Origin of the sequence: Agarilytica rhodophyticola (assembly GCF_002157225.2) — a bacterium.
GTDB lineage: Bacteria > Pseudomonadota > Gammaproteobacteria > Pseudomonadales > Cellvibrionaceae > Agarilytica > Agarilytica rhodophyticola.
Genome location: NZ_CP020038.1, coordinates 221,437 through 242,979 on the forward strand (window position 1 = coordinate 221,437; position 21,543 = coordinate 242,979).

General features: G+C 39.4%; 19 protein-coding genes. 14 read left to right on the forward strand and 5 right to left on the reverse strand.

Features of this window, described 5'->3' with window-relative positions; all coding sequences use genetic code 11:
- Positions 1-222: 222 nt before the first annotated feature.
- Positions 223-405 carry a hypothetical protein gene (locus BVC89_RS00965; RefSeq protein WP_086929436.1) on the reverse strand — a complete coding sequence of 61 codons (183 nt, stop codon included), beginning with the start codon at positions 403-405 and terminating at the stop codon, positions 223-225.
- Positions 406-884: 479 nt separating this feature from the next.
- On the opposite strand from BVC89_RS00965, the gene BVC89_RS00970 reads away from it, so the two are divergent.
- From BVC89_RS00970 to BVC89_RS30475, 4 genes are all read left to right on the forward strand, one after another.
- Positions 885-1,322 (forward strand): YtoQ family protein, encoded by a 438-nt coding sequence (locus BVC89_RS00970; protein WP_086929437.1) that lies wholly within the window; start codon positions 885-887, stop codon positions 1,320-1,322.
- Positions 1,323-1,714: 392 nt separating this feature from the next.
- On the forward strand, positions 1,715-3,820 hold the full coding sequence (locus BVC89_RS00975) for a 3-hydroxyacyl-CoA dehydrogenase NAD-binding domain-containing protein (RefSeq protein WP_086929438.1): 2,106 nt from the start codon (positions 1,715-1,717) through the stop codon (positions 3,818-3,820).
- 474 nt (positions 3,821-4,294) lie between these two features.
- On the forward strand, positions 4,295-6,181 hold the full coding sequence (locus tag BVC89_RS00980; protein ID WP_086929439.1) for a cellulase family glycosylhydrolase: 1,887 nt from the start codon (positions 4,295-4,297) through the stop codon (positions 6,179-6,181).
- Between the two features lie 252 nt (positions 6,182-6,433).
- Positions 6,434-6,556: a hypothetical protein gene (locus BVC89_RS30475; RefSeq protein WP_281260978.1), complete on the forward strand. Its 123-nt coding sequence runs from the start codon at positions 6,434-6,436 to the stop codon at positions 6,554-6,556.
- Positions 6,557-6,732: 176 nt separating this feature from the next.
- Here the strand turns inward: BVC89_RS30475 and BVC89_RS00985 are convergent, their stop codons facing one another.
- On the reverse strand, positions 6,733-7,164 hold the full coding sequence (locus tag BVC89_RS00985) for a hypothetical protein (protein WP_086929440.1): 432 nt from the start codon (positions 7,162-7,164) through the stop codon (positions 6,733-6,735).
- Positions 7,165-7,179: 15 nt separating this feature from the next.
- Positions 7,180-8,052 (reverse strand): lysozyme family protein, encoded by an 873-nt coding sequence (locus BVC89_RS00990; protein ID WP_086929441.1) that lies wholly within the window; start codon positions 8,050-8,052, stop codon positions 7,180-7,182.
- A 385-nt stretch (positions 8,053-8,437) separates the two neighbouring features.
- On the opposite strand from BVC89_RS00990, the gene BVC89_RS00995 reads away from it, so the two are divergent.
- The 6 genes from BVC89_RS00995 (at position 8,438) to BVC89_RS01015 (ending at position 13,506) form a co-directional block, all read left to right on the forward strand.
- A complete protein-coding gene (locus BVC89_RS00995) occupies positions 8,438-8,620 on the forward strand; it encodes a hypothetical protein (RefSeq protein WP_086929442.1) in 183 nt (60 codons plus the stop codon).
- A gap of 155 nt (positions 8,621-8,775) precedes the next feature.
- Positions 8,776-8,949, forward strand: coding sequence for a hypothetical protein (locus BVC89_RS29485; protein WP_158657733.1), 174 nt, complete (start codon positions 8,776-8,778; stop codon positions 8,947-8,949).
- A gap of 286 nt (positions 8,950-9,235) precedes the next feature.
- Positions 9,236-10,321, forward strand: a complete 1,086-nt coding sequence (locus BVC89_RS01000; RefSeq protein ID WP_086929443.1) for a TRAP transporter substrate-binding protein — start codon at positions 9,236-9,238, stop codon at positions 10,319-10,321.
- Positions 10,322-10,424: 103 nt separating this feature from the next.
- Positions 10,425-10,946 carry a TRAP transporter small permease subunit gene (locus BVC89_RS01005; protein WP_173780717.1) on the forward strand — a complete coding sequence of 174 codons (522 nt, stop codon included), beginning with the start codon at positions 10,425-10,427 and terminating at the stop codon, positions 10,944-10,946.
- A 2-nt stretch (positions 10,947-10,948) separates the two neighbouring features.
- On the forward strand, positions 10,949-12,229 hold the full coding sequence (locus tag BVC89_RS01010) for a TRAP transporter large permease (protein WP_086929444.1): 1,281 nt from the start codon (positions 10,949-10,951) through the stop codon (positions 12,227-12,229).
- 149 nt (positions 12,230-12,378) lie between these two features.
- Positions 12,379-13,506 (forward strand): DcaP family trimeric outer membrane transporter, encoded by a 1,128-nt coding sequence (locus BVC89_RS01015; RefSeq protein WP_086929445.1) that lies wholly within the window; start codon positions 12,379-12,381, stop codon positions 13,504-13,506.
- A 58-nt stretch (positions 13,507-13,564) separates the two neighbouring features.
- Here BVC89_RS01015 and BVC89_RS01020 read toward each other — a convergent pair whose 3' ends face one another.
- On the reverse strand, positions 13,565-14,470 hold the full coding sequence (locus BVC89_RS01020; RefSeq protein ID WP_086929446.1) for a LysR family transcriptional regulator: 906 nt from the start codon (positions 14,468-14,470) through the stop codon (positions 13,565-13,567).
- A 331-nt stretch (positions 14,471-14,801) separates the two neighbouring features.
- Here BVC89_RS01020 and BVC89_RS01025 point away from each other — a divergent pair, with 331 nt between their 5' ends.
- Positions 14,802-17,639, forward strand: a complete 2,838-nt coding sequence (locus BVC89_RS01025; RefSeq protein WP_086929447.1) for an FAD-binding and (Fe-S)-binding domain-containing protein — start codon at positions 14,802-14,804, stop codon at positions 17,637-17,639.
- A gap of 309 nt (positions 17,640-17,948) precedes the next feature.
- On the forward strand, positions 17,949-18,398 hold the full coding sequence (locus BVC89_RS01030) for an acyl-CoA thioesterase (RefSeq protein WP_173780718.1): 450 nt from the start codon (positions 17,949-17,951) through the stop codon (positions 18,396-18,398).
- A gap of 111 nt (positions 18,399-18,509) precedes the next feature.
- Here the strand turns inward: BVC89_RS01030 and BVC89_RS01035 are convergent, their stop codons facing one another.
- Positions 18,510-19,415, reverse strand: coding sequence for an alpha/beta hydrolase (locus tag BVC89_RS01035; RefSeq protein WP_086929449.1), 906 nt, complete (start codon positions 19,413-19,415; stop codon positions 18,510-18,512).
- A 253-nt stretch (positions 19,416-19,668) separates the two neighbouring features.
- Between BVC89_RS01035 and BVC89_RS01040 the strand changes: the two genes are divergently transcribed.
- A complete protein-coding gene (locus tag BVC89_RS01040) occupies positions 19,669-20,931 on the forward strand; it encodes a sensor histidine kinase (protein WP_086929450.1) in 1,263 nt (420 codons plus the stop codon).
- A complete protein-coding gene (locus BVC89_RS01045; RefSeq protein ID WP_245929273.1) occupies positions 20,931-21,503 on the forward strand; it encodes a response regulator transcription factor in 573 nt (190 codons plus the stop codon). Before BVC89_RS01040 ends, BVC89_RS01045 begins: the two co-directional genes overlap by 1 nt.
- Positions 21,504-21,543: the final 40 nt, after the last annotated feature.

A 21,543-nucleotide genomic window follows, 5' to 3' on the forward strand; every position in this document is an offset into this window, starting at 1 on the left:
ATATTCACCACTAAATTATATGATTGACGACAGTGGATATGATAGAAACTAACAACCTAAATTAGTGGGATTAGACTATGGGTTCTAATCCTTTAGTGTTTATTCAGTTCTGATACATGTGCAACTAGTTGCTGTCCCACTTTCATATTTTTTACTGAGCCTGAAGTATCTGCAGTAGCATTAATCACTAAAATAACATTTTTTATTTTAATGAGGTCTTCATTAAATACTTCCGCTTGCTACAGACAAACGTTTTGACCAACTTGCCACTTTCTCTATTTCTTTAGAACTTTTCGCGAGAAGGCCTAATATAGTTTGTGTCTGATTGTGTAATATTTCGATCTGCTCAATTATAGGGCCAATTTGTATTTTAATCTCTTTTGATAAATGCTCTGCATCCAACATGCTTCTTGCACGAATTCTACTCTCCTTTTCTATGCCTTGTTTACATTACTATCATTAGTAAAAGCCCTATAAAAAATGCACACATAGGTAAAAGATAAGTAAAAAAGGGTAATCAATTGGAAATGGATGTCGCCAAATGCTACGTTATATTGGTTAATATAGGCTGATAGTGAGTCTACAATGGCTGAAGTTCATAGATCCTAGAGTTGAGCTCTAGTGAGTGGCGTGAATAATAGTAACTATCTATAGGGTAATGTAAATTCTAGTGCTATTTGCTGAGAAAGGGGGTTATAAAAAGCGAAATCAACACAGGTGTCGTTTTATCAAGAATAATAGACCTGTTAGATACCTTTGATAAGTTGAAAAAGAAGTGAAATATCTCACTAACTAGTATAATAGTGAGATATTTTTTATCATATTAGCTATTAGCTCGCCAGGTTAATAGTTTAGAAAAAGTCATGGTTATGAGGAAGTAAAATATGAGTTTCAATGTATATCTTTCGGGCGAGATACATACAAATTGGAGAGAGGAAATTATCAAAGGTTGTGAGGGACATGACTTTTCATTTTTTTCAGCTGTTACAAATCATGAAGCGAGTGATGCTGCAGGTGATTTATTGGGCCATGAAGAGAAAAGTTTTTGGCGTGATCACAAATCTGCAAAGGTGAATGCAATTAGAATTAAAACACTAATTGAGAAATCTGATATAGCGATTATACGTTTTGGCGATAAATACAAACAGTGGAATGCTGCTTTTGATGCAGGTTATTGTGCTGCACTGGGGAAACCTTATATCACCCTTCATAGTGAAGATATTATTCATCCTTTAAAAGAGGTTGATGCAGCAGCTTTTGCATGGGCAACGACAACAGAACAAGTTGTAGAAATGTTGAACTACGTTGTTAGTCAAAGATAAATATTATGCTTGCATAGAGTACGATGACAAAATTAAACGCCAGTAATACTTGAAGCATTACTTACTTACTACCCCTAAGGTTTTGATATTGTCGCTATGTGCATAACATTACATGCCATTTGAGAGGGGAGCTATGTATATCAAAAGTCTTGGTATATGCTGTGTGTTTACGCTGGTCGGGAGTGATATACAGCACGCGAGTACGCCTTATATAAGGCGCACTCGCCCTTAACCTGAGGTCGGAGTCCAATAATTAGAACTGGACTTTAGGTAATATTGCAAAAGCGCGTTACGATATAAGCCCAACTGACTGCTCTCGCCCAACCATCAATGTCATTGAAAATACTGATAATAAAGATGACTAACGATTGAAATTAGAAGGTGATAACGATATGAATAACCTTGTAACCCTGACCAAACATAACTCTATCGCACTAATTGCCGTAAATTCTCCACCGGTCAATGCCCTTTCTCAGCAAGTGAGAAGTGAGTTAATTGAATGTTTTACTGCAGCGCAAAAAGATGATGATGTGGCAGGCATTATACTTCATTGCCAAGGAAGAACGTTTATTGCTGGTGCGGATATTACCGAATTTGGTAAACCTCCTCTGTCCCCTGATTTAAATGCTGTTATTTCCACAATTGAAGGCAATGGTAAGCCTGTTTTGGCTGCGCTTCACGGCACTGCTCTTGGTGGTGGTTTCGAGGTTGCAATGGCGTGTGATTACCGGTTAGCAGAACGCTCGGCTAAAGTTGGTTTACCAGAAGTGCTATTGGGGCTTATTCCTGGTGCCGGAGGAACTCAGCGTCTACCCCGTTTGGTCGGCGCAATTCCAGCCCTTGATATTATGGTATCTGGCAAACCAATATCAGCGTCAAAAGCCGAGGCTATCGGTGCTGTAGATAAAGTTGTTGATGATGAGCTTGTCGCCGCTGCTATTGCTTATATGGAAAGGTTACTGGCAGATAATGCTCCACTTAGACCTGTGAGAAATATGTCTGCTGAACATGTTAGCGAAGATAGCTTTAGCGAGTATCGTCGGTCAATCGCTAAACAGGCACGAGGTTATTTTGCCCCCGAACGAATTATTCAAGCGGTACAGGCTGCCGTTAGTTCTAGTTTTGATGATGGCCTTGCAAAAGAAAGAGAGCTCTTTATTGAGTGCTTAAAATCACCAGAATCTGAGGCTTTGCGCCATTTATTTTTCTCTGAGCGCCAAGCTGCGAAGATACCTGATATTAATGCGGATACGCCAACGCGAACAATAAAACAAGTTGCGGTTGTAGGGGCTGGTACCATGGGTGGTGGTATTGCCATGAATTTTATTCAAATAGGTATCCCTGTTCGAATTGTTGACATTAGTCATGAAGCAATTGAACGTGGCCTTGCCACAATTCGTAAAAATTATGAGAGAGCACTGAGCAAAGGTAAAATGACGGAAGCTGATATTGAAAAGCTTATGTCCTTGCTTATTCCCACTATAAATTATTCCGATTTATCAGAAGTAGATCTCGTTATAGAAGCCGCCTTTGAAAACATGCAGATCAAAAAAGAAATCTTTCGTAAGCTTGATGGGGTATGTAAACAGGGTGCTATGTTGGCGACTAATACGTCAACACTCGATGTCGATGAGATTGCCGCAGTGACTCAGCGTCCAGCTGATGTTTTGGGGTTACATTTTTTTAGTCCTGCCAATGTTATGCGTTTATTGGAGGTTGTTCGTGGTGAACATACTGCTCTTGACGTACTTGCAACAGCAATGAAGCTCAGTAAAAAAATTAACAAGATAGGCGTTATGAGTGGCGTTTGTTTTGGTTTTATTGGTAACCGAATGCTACATGGCTACGGTAGAGAAGCAGGTTTAATGTTATTGGAAGGAGCAACGCCTGAGCAAATTGATAAGTTAGTCTATGATTTTGGTTTTCCTATGGGGCCATTTGCCGTGTCCGACCTGGCCGGTAACGACGTTGGGGCTAAAGTTCGTGAAGAACGAGCTAAAGATGGCTTCGCATCTAAAGACGAGAGAGATAATCTTATTAGTGACAAACTATATCAACTTGGGCGCTTTGGCCAAAAAACCGCTGCTGGATTTTACAACTATGAAGACGGAGCACGCACTCCTCAACCCTCACCTGAAGTAAAGGCTCTAATAGCAGTCGAAGCTCAACGTCTAGGCATAGAACAGCGTGAAATTGATACAGAAGAAATAATTACTCGCTGTATTTATCCTCTTATTAATGAGGGCGCACGTATTTTGGAAGAAGGTATTGCCTTGCGAGCAAGTGATATTGATTTGGTTTGGATTAATGGCTATGGCTTTCCTCCCTACCGTGGCGGGCCAATGTTTTATGCAGATCAGATAGGCCTGAGAAAGGTTTACGATACCATTTGCCGCTATCGAGATACTTTTGGAAATGAGTTTGGTTACTGGGAGCCTGCACCATTGCTTGAAAAGCTTGCGCTTGAAGGTAAGAGCTTTGCGGAATATAAAAAATAAAAAATTTTATTCAAGGACGAATAAACTTCAAAATATTCAAATCGCTATTTGAATTTATCTAGATATGTTAGATAGATTAAAAAGTATATTAATCTGCCCTCCTCAAAAAAATATGGTTGTATTGAATTACATGATTCGTGTTCTTCGGTGTGTATGCTTTAAATCTTCTTAGTCAAAACGATATTTTTGTCACTTGTTTTAGCTTAAAATTAATATTTTGTTAAAATTTTATATCGACGTCTAAAATAGTTTAAAAAAAAATTTGTAGCTATAGAATAAAAAATTATTGTATATGAAGCAATATTTTTACCATAGATATAAAAGCCCTTTAATTGCTTAATATTTATCGAACGTCATTTATAAAATAAAAAATACTCGTTCGGCTAGTCCTTTAGATAATCTAACAAGCTTAGTTCGTCATAATTTAAAACTATGGCTTTTTTAATTCATTATTCCTTCCTATAAGGCGTAAATATGAAAAAAATATTTCCTTTAGTCTCCTTAATTTCTTTAGCAAGTGTTGCCGCTATAGCGGATACAGCTTCTACAGGTATGCGAGAAAATATTACTGGAATGGAGATAGCTGCAGAAATGTCGCCTGGCGCAAATTTATGGAATACGCTAGATGCTCACGGTTGTAATTTTGGCTTAGGTGATGAGGGTTGTTGGGGTAACCCTATTACCACCTTAGAAATGATCAGCGACATCAGTGATAGAGGTTTTAAAACGCTTAGAATCCCTGTGACCTGGTATAACCATATGGGGCCTGGGCCAGATTTCGTCATCGATAGTGCATGGCTAGATAGGGTTGAAGAAGTTGCCAATTATGCTTTTACTAACGATATGTACGTTATTATCAATATCCACCATGATGACTATAAACCGGGAGAGGATAAAGGCAAATGGTTAAGCCCTCTAGTGGAGAGAAAAGAACAAACAATCGACCAGCTTGAAAAAGTATGGACTCAAATTGCAGAAAGATTCAAGGATTACGGTGATTATCTAATATTTGAAACGATGAATGAACCTCGTGCTGTTGACACACCTCAGCAGTGGAGCGGTGGAACACCTGAGCATCGCGCCGTCATTAATCAATTAAACCTTGCTGCAGTTAACGCTATAAGAGCCACAGGAGGAAACAATGCCTCTAGATTTATAATGACGCCACAGTACGGTGCCCACGGTGGCGCTGCAATATCAGATTTGGTTATTCCTAATAATGATGAGAGAATTATTGTCTCTATCCATAACTATCATCCATTTCCATTTACTCTCCAATCGATTAAAGATGGAGGCACTGATGAGTGGGGTTCCACGCCGGAAAAAGCACAGTTAATTGATTCTCTGAAAGTGTATCACGAGGCTTTTACTAGTAAAGGGCAAGCTGTTGTGCTGGGAGAATGGGGTGCGGCAAACAAAGATAATATAGAGGCACGAGTAAAATACTATGAAGTATTTTCTGCGGCTTCTAAAGCTTTTGATATTACCCCTATTGCCTGGATTTACTCCTATCAAAGAAGATCGCGTACTTGGAACTTTCCAGCTTTAGAGGATGCGATTATGAATCCTCCGATGGATGCTCTAGAGTTGGAGCGAATCACAATTCCAGGCAAGGTCGAAGCGGAAAGTTATTATAGACAGTTAGGCATAAACACAGAGCAGACGGAAGATGTTGGAGGTGGATCGGTTGTCGGCTTTATTGAGAATGGAGACTATGTTGAATTTGATGTAGCTGTGGCAGAAACAGCGGATTATAAATTTAACTTTAGAGTTTCTAGTGCAGGTGCCGGCGGTAAAATTGCTATTGTTGCTGATGATATTAAACTAGCTGAAGCCACGGTGCCTTTTACTGGGGACTGGCAAGTATTTACTAATGTGGATGTGTCGGCACATCTTAATTCAGGAAAACAGACACTGCGCTTGGTATTTAGTGGGCCTGATGGGTTTTTGTTCAACCTTAATTGGCTAGATATTTCACAGATTGGTAACTCTCCAACAAATACACCGACGCCTACCGCCACCCCTGCACCTACATTTACACCTACCCCTGAGCCCACACCTCTACCAGTGCCCAAAGTAACTTGCGAGCATGTTGTTTTAAACTCTTGGGGAACCACTTTTCAGGGAGCTATTAAGCTTCACAACAACAGTGACGAGCCCGTTTCTGGCTGGACTGTTAACTGGAGTTATTCAGATAGCACTGAAATAACATCTAGTTGGAACGCAAATATAACAGGCAGTTATACAGCTACGGATCTTGGTTGGAATAGTACGATAAATCCTGGATCAACTGTGGAGTTTGGTTTTATTGCAAATGGAGATGCGAATGTATCAGATGTTACAGGGGATGTTTGTCATTAACTCTTAGCGTCAAATAAGTTGTTCCCAATTGGTATAAGAGGGGTGAGCAAATGCTCACTCCTCTTTTTTTATCCGAAATTAAAGCGCCTTAATCATGCAGGGATGAGCTGTTTATTAAACCTACTATTTAGCTTGTGCATTAAAAAATTAAGTGATAATGTACATTACATGTAATATATAAAAATTACATGTAATCGGAAAACCAACTCATTTTAGCGCTTAAGAAGCTTAAGGGGAAAAGGAGAGAGTAGTATGGAGATTATTAAAGTGGCAGCTGGAGTTGCTGTAGGAGTTTTGGTATTTGGCGTTGTCGGCAACATTGCTCTTGCCTTTCTTTCAGGCTTTGGTCTGATGGTATATCTATTAAGTAAATAGACTCTGGTGACAGTAAGCTGAACGTATTTTAGACTCTGTTCATGCTGATTGTGACCTAATGTCGTATGGCATGTTATTGACCACAGCATCTTTCACGGGATACTTTGCGATTGATCTGGTGATTGCTTTAGGTGCTGTGAATTAAATTAAAATCTCAATGGCTGATAGACGTATCTTTAGCGATACTTGCCCCTTGCGCATATGAGTTTTCCAAAGGTTTTTCTTACAGTTAGGGTACAATTAATAAGTGCAGATCCACCGCCAGAAAAACTGTAATCGAATACCATATAAATAGTATTATCTTTGACCTGAACGTCTTCTACAAAGACGCCTTCTGAATTCTCAAATATAAGCCTTTCCTTGGGTAATTGAATAGAAGAAATAGATCTCTGTTCGAGAACTTTAAAGCCTGGTAAGCTCATTCTTTCTAGCTCCAGTTTTGGAGAAATTTCCATATTGTGCTTAATCACTCTTATCAAGTCGTCGCCTATACGATGAGTTTCAACAGCATCAATAGATACTGGAATATAAGGAGTGCTTGTGCTGCTTGTCTGCGCACAGGCTAAAAATGAAAGCACACAACAAAACACAAGCAAGAACTTATACATATACAATATTGCCCATTACGAAAGGAACTTAACACGCCGACTAAATCGATCTGCAGGCACGTCTGGCCAGTTCTTTTGATCGATAATCTCTTTCTTGAAGTCCAATAAGTTATTATCTGCAATAGATTTTTGAATTTTCCTACGTGCCAAAGGAGTATAATCGCCACGGAATTTTAAATCGACTGCTATATCTCTAATTTTGTTGTTGAGTTTATGCCAATCTGTTTTACCGTAAATTTTAACCACGTCAGCTTTTTCACTAATACGTTTTACCTCGCTAGCCTCAAAGTCGTAACTAATTTTAAAAAGCGCTTTTTGTGCAGTGTTAGATATCTGGAAATCTAGTAAGTCATTATCAATAATAAATTGAGTTGCTGTAGCACCCGATAGCCCTGCTGCTTCCTTAAGAATGTTAATTATTTCTGAATCTATAGCAGCTTTGGTCATATCAGCTTGAATTGTGTTTTGGGTTTTTCGACGTAAGTCATACCCTCTACCAATTGTTAAACCTGAGGCAGAAGATGGAACATGGAGCTTACGGCTGTGAAAACGGCCGCCTTCTGTACCTTCTGAATCCCAGGTTACTTGACCGAAATCTGGTTTTGTTATGTCCAAAGGCTTAAAAGTGTTTTCCAAAACTTCATTGAGTTTCTTTATTGTTTTGCCGTTCGGGCTGATAAGCGAATCCGGGTTCGACAGTCTGACGTAGTCTTTTTGAAACACTGCTATCGCAGCTTCAAGAGCTTCTGAATTCTCTTCGGAGATATCAAAGCTACTCTTTTGTTGTGCACGTAAATACACATTAATTAATGCATATACTTTTTTAACATCTATAGCTTGATTCTTAGCTTTTTTGCCAACAGAACTATTTATTTTAATTTCACCCATCAGGCTTGTACTCCATTAAAAGAATGATTGATAAACTAAAACTAGACTAATTCTATGTGAAAAATTGTTTTAAGTAAGGAAAAAGATTAAATAATTATGTGATATATGGCAAGTATTACAAGAGTGAAGGGAATAATTACTCGTTTATGTTAAATGTCGTGGAAAATGCTTTAATGTTCCAGAGTTAATATAATTTTTCGAGATTAAGAATTTTGGTGTGTCTCCATATAATATAAAGTGTGACATAAACAAAAATGAAAAATTCTTGCTGGATGTATATAGAAATAAAGATATTTTAAAGAATAAATGATGTGAAAAATAGTATAGCAACAATATTTGCCTTGGGTTGAGTCAATGATTCTAAAAAACACAAGAGCTTGGTGTCATGATAGCAGTGTGCATAAGTATTATTTCTATATTGGCAGTGTTACTTGGATTAATTGCTGCAACAATTGGTGGTTCATTTAAACTACAGGATAAGGAAGTTCTTCTCCCTCTATCATTCTTTTTAATAGCAATTTTTGGCCTAATACTAGGTTTTTCTAGTAAAACATTGAAAAATGAATAAAGCTCATCTGCGCTTTGAGCTTGAGAAAGTAGAAAGATTATAACTTGAGTGATTTACCTTTGGCGAGTTGAAAAAAACTACATGACGTTCAAAAGGAATGGCACTAGGCCAAAAATAAATTATATGAAGCGGTATCTGGGGCATTGGGTAGTTTTATGTTGCAAGATACCGATGATGAAAAAGAACTAGTAACTAATGTTACGGCGAGTGTTGGAGTCAAACACTTGATACAAATCATCAAGTGGCAAAGAGATTCCGCTAGCCATAGAAATATCATTAGAATCAAACAGACATTTATTCCGAAGTTAGCCTACCTAGTTAAACTATAAATGGGTTGAACTATAAATAGGTAGGCTAAACTATACATAGCCCATGACGATCTCTAGTGCCTCAAGCAGTAGCGCTTCCTTCTCAGATTTCTTCTTTTTTAACAACTGAGCCGTTATTTGAATCTATTTTTTGTTTATAAAATGTCCGTTATGCTTTCTTTGTATTCAATATTTGAGCGATTATAGCACTTTTGGAAAAAGTCATTCCCCAAATTGCGTATTTATCATCAATGACGACCTCCGTACATTAGGTGCCATACAAAATAAGAATAAGTGGAGAAACGCCGTGAAGCCTATATTCAAGGTCGCTATCGTCTGTGCCTGTCTGGCATTTTTTTCAAATATAAGTTCTGCTGCTGATAAGGTATATCGCTGGCGTTTGGCCGAGACCTGGGGGCCTAACTTTCCGCTGTTTGGTGATGCCACCAAAAATATGGCAGAAATGGTAAAAGAAATGTCTGGTGGTCGTTTGTTAATTAGAATTGATTCTGCTAACAGACATAAATCAGCTTTGGGAATTTTTGATTTCGTTAAAAATGGCCAATATCAAATGGGTCATTCTGCATCCTATTATTGGAAAGGCAAAGATATTCATACATTATTTTTCACTACCCTCCCCTTTGGCATGACGACTCCAGAGCAATACGCTTGGTTTTACCATGGTGGTGGTATGGAACTAATGAAAGAAGTTTATGACAAGTATGGCATTCTTTCATTTCCCGGCGGAAACACTGGCAATCAAATGGGAGGCTGGTTTCGTAAAGAAATTAATAGTCTAGAAGATCTCAAAGGTTTAAAAATGCGCATTCCTGGATTTGCTGGTGAAGTATTAGCAAAACTAGGTGCCAAGCCAACAAATATTCCCTCTGGCGAACTTTATACTGCGTTAGAAAGGAAGACTATCGATGCTCTTGAGTGGGTTGGTCCATCTCTCGATTTGCGCATGGGTTTTCATAAGATTGCACCATATTATTATACCGGGTGGCATGAGCCTGCAACAGAAATGCAGTTTATGGTAAATAAAAAAGCATTTGATAGCCTACCAGAAGACTTACAAAAAATTCTTACTATTGCAATGCGTACGGCGGCCTATGACATGTATGTACAGGCTATGCATATGAGTGCTACTAACTTGGCTGAGCTACAAAAAAATTACCCAAACGTAAAACTAAAAACTTTTCCTAAACCTGTTATGGAAGCGATACGCAAAGCAAACGATGAGTTGCTAACTCAGTTTGCTAATGACGATCCTATGTCAAAACGTATTCTCGATTCTATCCACCAGTACGGGGAAGAAGTTCGCGCTTGGACCAATTTTTCTGATCGAGCCTATCTCGATAGTTTTGACCCCGTATCTTCTCCTGACGAATAGTTTCCAACATCTAATTTTTTACTCCCCTAAAATCCTTAAATAACAGCGTAAAGCCTTAAATGGAGTTGCGCTGTAGCTTAGATTTAATTTGGCTAGAAATAATATGCAACTGATAATTACTCCTTTAAATAAGGTAATTGATTTCGTCGGAGCGCTGTGTGGCATTTTGATGTTTTTGATGTTACTTAATGTTTTTTACGATGTATTAGCGAGATACGTTTTCAATGATGTAAGTATTGGCATGCAGGAACTAGAGTGGCACTTTTTTTCCGCTATGTTTATGTTCGGTATTGGTTATACCCTTAAGGAAGATGGGCATGTGAGGGTCGACGTTTTTTATGATCAAATGCCAGTTAAAGTACAAGCTTGTATTAATATACTTGGATCTTTATTTCTAGCTTTGCCAGCATCTGTGTTGGTTTTATATTTTGGTATCGACTATACCTATGAATCTTATGAAATGGGTGAAGGTAGTGCTGACCCTGGTGGCTTGCCTAATCGTTGGATTATTCGTTCAGTAATTCCTATTTCTTCAGCTTTTGTTGTTCTTTGTTTGCTGCAGGTTGTATTAACCCAAATCCAATTATTGTTGGGTAAGGTTAACCATTCAGAGAAGGATGCTTAATAATGATTGGAATTGTATTGTTCGTTGTTGCATTGTTAATGCTTTTTCTTGGTTATTCTGTGGCATATACCTTTGCCGGTGTTTCTGTGCTAGTCGGCGTGACGATGTTAGGCATGGATCTATTCTCTTTTATGCCCTATCGAATTATGAGCATAATGGAAAATACAACCTTAATGGCAATTCCCATGTTTATTTTTATGGGGGTTGTACTGCAAAAGTCTGGCTTAGCAGAACGTATGTTGGAGTCATCTGCTAAATTATTTGGTGGTATTTCCGGTGGTGTTGCGATTTCTACCGTTGTAGTTGGTGCTTTACTTGCTGCTTCCACTGGAGTTGTAGGAGCAAGTGTCGTTGCCATGGGAGTTATCTCTCTGCCAGTAATGCTAAAAAACAACTATCATCAGCCGACTGCGGCAGGCGTTATCTGTGCATCAGGCACTCTGGGGCAGATAATTCCACCATCCATCATTTTGATAATCTTAGGTGATGTTATGGGGATATCCGTAGGTGATTTATTCAAAGCTGCGGTGTTGCCTGGTGTTTTACTGATTGTCTGCTATATTTTATATATTTTATTACTTGGTAAAGCAAAACCTCACTACTGTCCTCCTATTGTTCAAAATGAAGATCGTTCCGAGCTAATAATACAAGCTATTAAAGATGTGGTACCTCCACTTATCCTAATAGTCGCAGTATTGGGATCTATTTTCGGCGGTATAGCAACGCCCACCGAGTCATCCTCCATTGGTTCTATGGGAGCTATTTTACTATCTACCTTATACGGTGGATTCTCTTTTAAAAAGATAAAAGATTCTACACTTGAAACTGTAAAAGTTACCTCGATGATATTTGCTGTATTATTAGGTGCCACAGCTTTTTCAATGGTATTTAGTTACTCCGGCAGTGATTACTTAGTGGAAGAATTTATTTTAGGATTACCTGGAGAAAAATGGACTTTTATTCTACTCTCTATGGTTGCCATTTTAATTTTAGGATTTTTTATAGACTTTATTGAAATTGCTTTTCTTGTTGTACCAATTCTGACCCCTATCGCACTATCTTTAAATATCGACATGGTTTGGTTTGCAATTCTAATTGCAATGAATTTGCAATCTTCTTTTTTAACCCCTCCATTCGGCTTTAGTTTATTTTATCTCAAAGGTGTTGCGCCAAAATCGATGAAGACGACTACTATATATAAAGGTGTTATACCTTTCATCATTATACAAATAGTTGTGCTTGCATTAGTTGTTTTATTTCCGAAATACCTAATTGTATTTTAGTTGTTAAATATCGATGAGGCATAAAAAAATATTTATTAGAGGATACCTTTATTATGAGGTTTTTTGCTGAAGCTGTGCGGACGGATAATAACACGATTGGGCTGAAGTCTTACTCGATCAAACTATACTAATAAAAAACGGAAGGCATCATGAAAAATATATTATCCATTTCTTTTCTGGTTTGTGTTATTGCCAGTCTTAATCCTTTTCAATTTGCTTCAGCAGTTGAAATATTGAATGTCGAAACAGAAACAGGAACGACGAAAGTTTCTATTGGTGGCTATGCTAAAGTAGATTTGCGTCATGTAAACGGTGATATTGCCCATCAAGATTATTGGGTAGCGAATTTCCCCGGTGGTCGTCCTATTGAGACTTCTCATACCGAGTTCAATGTCAGAGAATCCCGTTTTAATATAAAAGTTACTCATGGTGAAGTTTCAGGTTTAGTAGAGGTCGACTATTATGGTGGTGGCGGTAACGAAGTGGTAAGTAATTCATCTAACCCTCGTTTACGTCATTTTTATATTAACTATAAAAACTGGATGGTAGGTCAAAACTGGTCGACTTTCATGTCCTTAGCTGCTTTGCCTGAAGCTTTAGATTTTGGTGGGCCACACGTGGGTGAAGTCTTTGTTCGTCAAACGCAGGTTCGTTACACTGCTGGCCCCTGGCAATTTGCTATCGAAAACCCTGAAACAAGTGGTGATGGTGATACAGGTGTTCCACTGAGTGCTGTTGGTTTGTCTGGTGAACAAGCAGATCCAGATGAAGCGACACCAGACCTTATTGGCCGATACAATATGAAAGGCAAATGGGGCGAACTCTCTTTTAGCTTATTGGCTCGTATTATTGACCAAGGTGGATTAGATGAAACGGTTGTTGCAGGCAATATTGCCGGGCGCATTTATGTCTTTGAAAAGGATGATATTCGCTTTCAGGTGAGTGCAGGTGATCCAGGTCGTTACGTTGCGGCCGGCTTGACTCCAGATGTTGTCACTAATCCTGAAACCGATGAATTAGAGGTGGAGTCGACAGTGGCTTACACCCTTGCATATCGTCACTTTTGGGCACCAGGGCTGCGTAGTACAGCGTTTTATGGCACTGCTGAAACAGATATTCTCGAACGAGATAGAGCTCACTGGGGAGTTAATTTAATTAACGCTATCACCAACAGACTTGACGTAGGAGCCGAGGTGGGTAACTACTCGATCAGTGATGAAGGCATTGATGATATCGATTCAAATTATTTTCAAATCTCAACTATGTTCAAGTTTTAGAAAATTTTGAAGTCAAATAATTTTCGTACAGCCCCCTAAATAAAAAGAAAGAATATTTTCAGTAAAAATACTCTTTCTTTTTATCGTAAGCTAAACGTAAATGTTCCACCAACAGTTTGAGCTTTTGATCAGGCTGTCGGCTGCGAGGATACACTGCATAGATACCTATATGTTTGGCCGAATGCTCGGTCAGTATGGAAACTAATTTGTTATTAATAAGATCTTCATGTACTAAAGCTCGGGGCAGGTAAGCAATGCCAAAATCGCATAGAGCAGCCTGTCTGAGTGAGTCCAAGTTATTGGTGTGAAAACGTCCGTGCACTTGGATTTGATATTCTTGCTCGCTATTCTTGAATAACCAATGATCGGGTCCAGAGCCTTCGTATTTATAAATTAGGCAGTGGTGGTTGACTAAGTCGGAAGGGTCTTGTGGGTGGCCTTGTGCACGCAGGTAATTAGGACTTGCGCAAACTATCCAGTCAGAGTCTATTAAACGTCGAGCGACGAAACTAGAATCTTCAAGATAGGCTGTACGAATAGCGAGATCGAAACCCTCTTCTATCATGTCGACAAAACGATTTTCTATAAATAGCTCTACATTAACTTGGGGATATTGCTGGCAAAACTGTGCGATGGCCTGACTTAATACCAAGCGTCCAGATACAGCTGGCATGGTAATCTTAATTTTTCCGTGAATAGCATTACCATAGCTTGCAACCGCATCTTCGGCATCTTGTAAGGCCAGTTTTGCCAAGCGCGCTTTGCCGTATAAGGCTTTTCCTGCATCGGTCAGATTGAGTTTACGGGTAGTACGATAAAGTAACTGGGTATTCATGGCTTGTTCTAAACGGCTAATCCTTTTGCTTACCACAGAGTTAGTGAGTTCCAGTTGTTCAGCGACAGCGGAGAAAGATCCGTTTTCTACTACTCTTGCGAATAAAACAATATCGTCTGCTTTAACCATGGCCTTGATGTCCAAATAGTATTATGTCAAAAAAGGAAATAAATATTATCTTTTAAGATGATATATCAATAATTAGCTAGAAGGTACAGTAACTACCTGTTCAGAAACGTGTATAGCGCGCGATTTTGGCTTCATTAATAAAAATACGATTTTATTGGTATATAAAATAAAGAGCTTTAAGTCGTCGGTTTTATGTATTACATCCTTGTTGTGCAACTAGTGTCTGTTTTTGACCTATCGTTAAGCAGTGCTAGTTATATAATTGTAATGCTGAATTAAACTATCGATTTTTGTTTTATCACAGCTTTTTTAATAATTATAGGTGCAATCCATGGCTGCAAATTGGTCTGATTTTTTAGATGCTCTGCGTAAAGATCTAAGTAGTGAGCATATTATTGAAGACTTAACTCGGCGACGTGCCATGGGGGTGGATGCGAGCTTTTACAGTTTGGTTCCTAAGCTGGTGTTGCAGCTTGACGATATTTATCAAGTGCAATATGCGGTAAAAATGTGCTATCGATTTTCTATACCTCTGACTTTTCGTGCGGCAGGGACTAGCCTGTCTGGGCAAGCCATTTCTGACTCTGTTCTACTTACTTTATCTAACAAATGGCGCGGGCACGAAATCCTAGATAATGGTGATCGTATTCGTTTACAACCAGGTGTTATTGGTGCAGATGCAAACCGCTATCTCGCGCCTTTTAACCGTAAAATAGGCCCTGATCCTGCATCAATAAACGCTTGTAAAATAGGTGGCATAGTCGCTAACAATGCGTCGGGAATGTGCTGTGGTGTTGCTAACAATAGTTATCACACTCTTCATTCCATGGAAGTTATGTTGGCTGACGGCACTATTCTTAAGAGTGATGACGAAAATAGTATTAGAGCTTTTAGAGAATCCCACAAAAAAATACTAGATGGATTAGAAGAGCTTGCGCGAACAATTAAAAATGACAGCCACCTAGAAGAGCTGATTAGACACAAATACAGAATTAAAAATACGACAGGTTACGCGCTCAACTCCCTTATTGATTTTAATGACCCCATGGATATCCTAATTCATCTAATGGTTGGGTCTGAAGGTACCTTAGGTTTCATTTCTGAAATCACCTATAACACCGTTGTTGAGCATCAACATAAAGCGAGTGGTTTGTATCTTTTTGCGACTGCGGAGCAGGCCTGTAAAATTGTTGGCGCTTTAAGTGGGCTGAATGTGGATGCTGTAGAGTTGATGGATCAGCGAGCATTAGATTCTGTAAAAGGTAAGCCGGGCTTGCCCGATAGTTTTTGCGATAATAATGATAGTTGTACTGCGTTGCTCATTGAAACACGTGCGGTTAACGAGGGCGAGCTATTCAACCAGATGGATGAAATTGTTAGCTTATTGGATGCTAATCAACCTCTACAGAAAATTGCCATGACAAGCGATCCGCAAGTGAGCGCAGAATTGTGGGCCATAAGGAAGGCGACATTTCCAGCTGTTGGTGCGGTTAGGCCTGTGGGTAGCACCGTTATTATTGAAGATATTGCATTCCCATTGGATAAGTTAGCCGATGGTCTCAATCGCTTACATCAACTATTTGATGAATATAGCTATCACGATGCCATTATTTTTGGGCATGCCCTAGCTGGCAACCTGCATTTTGTATTTACTCAGTCATTTGATGAAGAACAAGAAGTACAACGCTACCATGCGTTTATGCAAGCGGTTGCACATCTAGTGGCTGTGGAATTTGAAGGCTCTTTGAAGGCTGAACATGGCACCGGACGCAATATGGCTCCCTTTGTTGAGTTGGAGTGGGGAAGTAAGGCCTATGATCTTATGTGGCGTGTTAAAGAACTTCTTGATCCAAAGAAAATTTTGAATCCCGGAGTTATTCTCAATAACAATCAGGAAGCCCATATTCAAGATTTAAAAAGTTTGCCGAAAGCAAATTCTATTGTTGATGCTTGCACCGAGTGTGGTTTTTGTGAGCCAGTATGCCCGTCAAAAAACCTGAGCTTTACACCTAGGCAGCGTATTGCAATATGGCGTCGTATCAATGATTTACGCAGTAAAAAAGATGACTCCAATGCACTGGAGTTAAGGGAGTTGAATGAACTAGAAAAACAATATGACTATCTTGGTATCGATACATGTGCAGCTACTGGGCTCTGCGCAGAGCGCTGTCCTATAGGGATTAATACAGGTGATCTTGTGCGTGAGCTGCGTGCCGAGCGACGAGGTAAAATGGGTGAAATCATCGCGTCTTCTAGCGCAGAACATTTTTCAGGCTTAACCAAAGCCGTTGCCGGAGGGCTTACTCTATCCTCATCCTTGAGTAAGGTGATAGGCAGTAAGGCGACAGATATCGCAGGAAAAGCACTGCATTACGGCTCAGGCAAAGCAATGCCGTTGTGGTATAGCGAGTGGCCGACTCGGGCGAAAAAATATGCAACAAATGGCAATGCGCAGGATAACTTGGAAAAACTAATTTACTTTCCCAGTTGTGCAAGTCGCAATATGGGGCCTGCGGCCAACTCAGCTGAAGATCGAAGCCAACTTGAAGTAACATCGGCGGTATTTGCAAAGGCGGGGTATCAATTAATCTTACCTGAAAACATCGCTGGCCTTTGTTGCGGTATGCCTTATAACAGTAAGGGCTTTGCACAAAACGCCGAAAAAAAAGGCAAGGAGTTGCTTAATGCCTTAGATGTTGTGAGTGAGCAGGGAAAAATTGCCATTATATTTGATACCAGTCCCTGTAAGTTACAGCTCCAAGAATGGAGCCATCAACTACCCATATATGAGATCAATGAGTTTGTAGCGCAATTCGTTTTAGCGCGCTTAGACATTCAACCTATTGATGAACCCATAGCATTGCATATTACCTGTAGCAGCCAAAAAATGCAGTTGGCGCCTTATTTACGTCAAATTGCTCACAGTTGTTCGACGCAGGTGATTGAGCCGGAAGACACTGCTTGCTGCGGTTTTGCGGGGGATAAAGGTATGTTTGTGCCAGAACTTAACGCCAGTGCCCTGCAAAACTTAAAGCAGCAATTACCCAATAACTGTACAAAAGGCTACAGTAATAGCCGTACCTGTGAAATTGGCTTATCCCATCACAGTGGCATTGAATATCAATCGCTCATGTATTTGCTCGATCGCGTGGCAAGTGCAGCAATTTGAATACGCCATCATTGATCATACGATTTCTTCAACTATTCTAGAGCCTGTTAACAGGCTCTAACTTTATTTGTATCACCGATTCTGTATTATTATTAATCCGGCGGCAGTATATGTCGGCTTAATAGCGGTGCATTGATACACCGCCGCATGTCGATAGACTCGCAAGATTCCCTTAAAGTTAAGCTGTTTCGCGCAACGGCGCTGTATTTTAAGGGACGAGGGCTAAATATATTAGGATGATATATTTAGCCGCCAGGTTAATAGCTTAATAGTAATGATGATTGCGCGGTAAGTGAAAAAGGTGATTTGATGGAGTCTAGCAGTATTAACTGGGACTATCCCGAGCCATTTTTATTAGATGTTAGTGTTGATGCATCTCATATTGACGGCTTAAAGCATGTTAACAATGCAGTGTATGTTAGTTGGTGTGAAGATGCAGGATGGGCACATTCTATTGAGTTAGGATTGGGCATTGATGATTATCATAATTTAAATCGTGCAATGGCTATCCGCCACAGTGAGTTTGACTACCTTCAAGCGGGCTACCTCAATGATCAATTATTAGTAGCTACTTGGCTCACGGCAAGTGATGGTAAGTTAGCAATGGAGCGGCGTTTTCAACTGCTACGCAAAAGTGATGGCGCCACGCTCTTAAGAGCGCGTTGGGACTTAGTCTGTATTGAAATTACTAGTGGCCGGCCAAAAAGAATGCCTGAAGATTTTAAACGTATATATGGGGCTGCTGTTATTGACCTGTAATAGATTGAAGATTACCTAATAGAAAAACATAGGCTATTACCTGACAGACTTTCAGTACATCCTTGTACTGAAGTGTTATCTTTATTACCGCTTTATTCGTTAATAGCTATATTATTTTATATTAAAGTGATTATTTCTGTTGTTGTAATCTAAATGGCTGGTTTTGATTTTCTTCCCTTTAAATACTTCTTCAAAAAAAGATGCTGCATTTTCATTTGTGATTGTAGGCTTTATCCAAAGCCTGTGTTTGTCTTCTGCTACATCTAATTGGCCGAAGTTAAAATAACTAATAGTTTTAGAGTTTAGGTTTCTGAGTGTGTTGCCTAAACGATCTGGGTTAATAATATCTGAAGCATCCAGTACGTTGTCGGTTTCATTGATTGTTACCATTACACGAGAGTTCATTGTCATATGATCAGCCCATTTCTCGTGGCCTTGACTATTAACATCAGCTTGATGCAATAGAATATTATTTAAAAATGATGTCTGATTATTAAATCCAGTACTTGAAACAAAGGACTGCAGTAAAAAATTACCAAGACTATGAATAACCATTGACTTGATATTGCTTACTCTACCCACATCGGTAAAATATTCGTGAAACTTGTCAAAAAAACGTTCAAGGGCAACAGTAGATCTTCTCGCATTTTGAACGGCTCGTTTATATTCTCTTATTCTCCAATACCACGCTTGTGGGCCTGGATTGGATGGCCATGAAAAAGCGATGACATTAACACCATAAGACTCTATTTCCTCACACTTGTTCATATTTTTAGTCAGCGATTGATTGAATCCATGTATAAAGATGCAGCAAGGTTTATCATCATTTTCAATCTCTTGTATAACTTTAAGCGATGGTAGCGCCTCAGCTTCATGTTCAGAGTAAAAAGAAAGCTTCGGTCGAGCACTTGGGATATATTTAGCGACTCTTATGTTGTCGTTGCCCTCTGTGTTAAAACTGTCACCTAACCAGCTTTCATTGTTTATAACGTTTCTATTTGAGAATACAAAAATCATATCGCACCTCTATTATCAATAAGCTATTTTGATTTTATAGTGTGCTCGCTGGCTATTTTATCCCACTCCACTTTTTGCGCCTCGCTTCAAGTGCTTACTTTTGGCAGTTACCGCTATTGAGAGCGAACAGAAGTGATCAAATTGTTGTTAATAGGCTCTAGCATTTACTACCATTTCCCTACTTGATGCTTATTCTGTTAAAGTCATTCGATAATATCCATAACTCTGCCAACAAGCTTTAGTGAATGCTCATATGATCAGTACCCTAGACTATGATAAATCTCTATTAAAAAAACTGATTGCACTTAAATGTGTGACTTTAGTTATTTCTGTTTTGATCGTGGTATCCGTTTATTTTTCCTTCGATATGGATTTACCCTATACCTCACTAGTTATTACACTTTTTGCTGGTTTTATTGTTTTGTTTCTTTGGGCGGCCCGTATTTCATTTACATTTCCGGTGACAGAGTTGGAAATATTTCTCTTGTTGGTTTCGGATATCATCATATTATTGTTTTTAATCGAGCACTCAGGAGGTAATGCTAACCCTTTTACTTCTTCTATGTTGGTGCCCTTAGCTCTCGCGGCCGCGTTGCTGAGAAAAACGTATAGCCTAACGGTGGTGATTCTAACGGTGGCTATTTACGCCTATTGGAATTTCGGCGGCGAAGAAAGTCATATGGAACATATGGATCATTCTAACTTTTCACTGCATTTATATGGCATGTGGATTAATTTTTTGATCAGTGCCTTCATCTTATTTATTTTTGTTACCTATGCTATGGACTCTGTTCGTAATCGTGAAGCAGAGCTACAAGAGGCACGCGAAAAAATTCTGCGAGATGAGCAATTGGTGGCAATTGCAACTGTTGCCGCGACCACTGCTCACGCGTTGGGAACGCCTTTGTCCACTATGTCTATATTGCTTGAGAACTGGGAAGAAGACGCGCAAGTAGATAAAAGTGAGGCGACAATGTTTAGGGAGCAATTATCGATTTGTAAAAATCATTTAAGCACTATTGGTAGCGCCACGAAAAGTGTTTCGTCAAACCAACAGATTACATCCACAGTGGAAGCTTTCTATGTAGACCTCCGCGACCATTTTCACATTTTGAGGCCTACAGATAACCTAACTTTTTCTCTCGGTGAAGGGTGCCGTTCTTGTGAGATCAAACAGAATCGATTTCTGTTACTTGCCGTCGCTAATTTAATCGATAATGCCCTAGAGTCTGGCTGCCAAAAAACATGTGTTGAGTTTGAGTTATTTGAAGATAAATTGGCAATTATCATCACTGATGATGGCGAGGGCCTAAGCCAGCAGCTGCGTGACAAACTGGGTAAACGCTTTATTTCGTCTAGCAAGAATGGCTGGGGCTTGGGTGTGTATTTGTCTAATTCTACGATCGAGCGTTTCGGTGGTCAGATCAGTATGTTAGATCATGCTGCTGGTGGTACAATTACCACCGTTGAGATTCCCTTCCATAAACCTGATAACACACCCGGAAATATAGCTTAGTGAGCAGTTCAAACGTTAGTAAATGTGATAGTGAGCAATTGGCAAAAAATATATTACTTGTCGAAGACGACGAGACACTCGGCCATGTCACCAAGCTGGCGTTGGAGAAGAAGGGCTATAGTGTCAGTCATGTTAAAACTGTCCTTGATGCTCAGAATACGTTACACAAAGCTCCCTATGGGCTGGCGATCCTTGACCTTAAACTTGAAGATGAGACTTCACTTGATTTGCTACCCATACTTAAACGCCACAATGAGCATATCAAAGTACTTGTACTCACTGCTTATGCGAGCATTGCTACAGCGGTAGAAGCGGTTAAGCGTGGCGCACATAACTACCTGCCAAAGCCTGCAACTGTGCAGGAAATTCTTGCTGCATTAGAAGAACAGGAGGTTGCAGATTCTAATAAGCAAGAAGATATGTCTATAATTTCAACTAAACGTTTAGAATGGGAGCATATTCAACGCTCCCTTTTGAGAAATGATGGTAATGTTTCGGCCACAGCTCGTGAGCTAAATATGCATCGGCGAACATTGCAACGAAAGTTACAAAAATATCCAGTGAAAGAATAACTTGCTGCGTTTGCTTTCTATCATCTCTTTTTCTTTGTTG

Excerpts from the sequence above, each read along its gene's own strand:
- BVC89_RS01030 (WP_173780718.1), top strand. The coding sequence starts at position 17,949 with ATGGAGTCTAGCAGTATTAACTGGGACTATCCCGAGCCATTTTTATTA.
- BVC89_RS29485 (WP_158657733.1), top strand. The coding sequence starts at position 8,776 with ATGTTGCAAGATACCGATGATGAAAAAGAACTAGTAACTAATGTTACG.
- BVC89_RS00985 (WP_086929440.1), bottom strand. The coding sequence starts at position 7,164 with ATGTATAAGTTCTTGCTTGTGTTTTGTTGTGTGCTTTCATTTTTAGCC.
- BVC89_RS00965 (WP_086929436.1), bottom strand. The coding sequence starts at position 405 with ATGTTGGATGCAGAGCATTTATCAAAAGAGATTAAAATACAAATTGGC.
- BVC89_RS00980 (WP_086929439.1), top strand. The coding sequence starts at position 4,295 with ATGAAAAAAATATTTCCTTTAGTCTCCTTAATTTCTTTAGCAAGTGTT.
- BVC89_RS00990 (WP_086929441.1), bottom strand. The coding sequence starts at position 8,052 with ATGGGTGAAATTAAAATAAATAGTTCTGTTGGCAAAAAAGCTAAGAAT.
- BVC89_RS01005 (WP_173780717.1), top strand. The coding sequence starts at position 10,425 with ATGCAACTGATAATTACTCCTTTAAATAAGGTAATTGATTTCGTCGGA.
- BVC89_RS30475 (WP_281260978.1), top strand. The coding sequence starts at position 6,434 with ATGGAGATTATTAAAGTGGCAGCTGGAGTTGCTGTAGGAGTTTTGGTA.
- BVC89_RS01025 (WP_086929447.1), top strand. The coding sequence starts at position 14,802 with ATGGCTGCAAATTGGTCTGATTTTTTAGATGCTCTGCGTAAAGATCTA.
- BVC89_RS01015 (WP_086929445.1), top strand. The coding sequence starts at position 12,379 with ATGAAAAATATATTATCCATTTCTTTTCTGGTTTGTGTTATTGCCAGT.
- BVC89_RS01020 (WP_086929446.1), bottom strand. The coding sequence starts at position 14,470 with ATGGTTAAAGCAGACGATATTGTTTTATTCGCAAGAGTAGTAGAAAAC.
- BVC89_RS01035 (WP_086929449.1), bottom strand. The coding sequence starts at position 19,415 with ATGATTTTTGTATTCTCAAATAGAAACGTTATAAACAATGAAAGCTGG.
- BVC89_RS01010 (WP_086929444.1), top strand. The coding sequence starts at position 10,949 with ATGATTGGAATTGTATTGTTCGTTGTTGCATTGTTAATGCTTTTTCTT.
- BVC89_RS00995 (WP_086929442.1), top strand. The coding sequence starts at position 8,438 with ATGATAGCAGTGTGCATAAGTATTATTTCTATATTGGCAGTGTTACTT.
- BVC89_RS00970 (WP_086929437.1), top strand. The coding sequence starts at position 885 with ATGAGTTTCAATGTATATCTTTCGGGCGAGATACATACAAATTGGAGA.
- BVC89_RS01040 (WP_086929450.1), top strand. The coding sequence starts at position 19,669 with ATGATCAGTACCCTAGACTATGATAAATCTCTATTAAAAAAACTGATT.
- BVC89_RS00975 (WP_086929438.1), top strand. The coding sequence starts at position 1,715 with ATGAATAACCTTGTAACCCTGACCAAACATAACTCTATCGCACTAATT.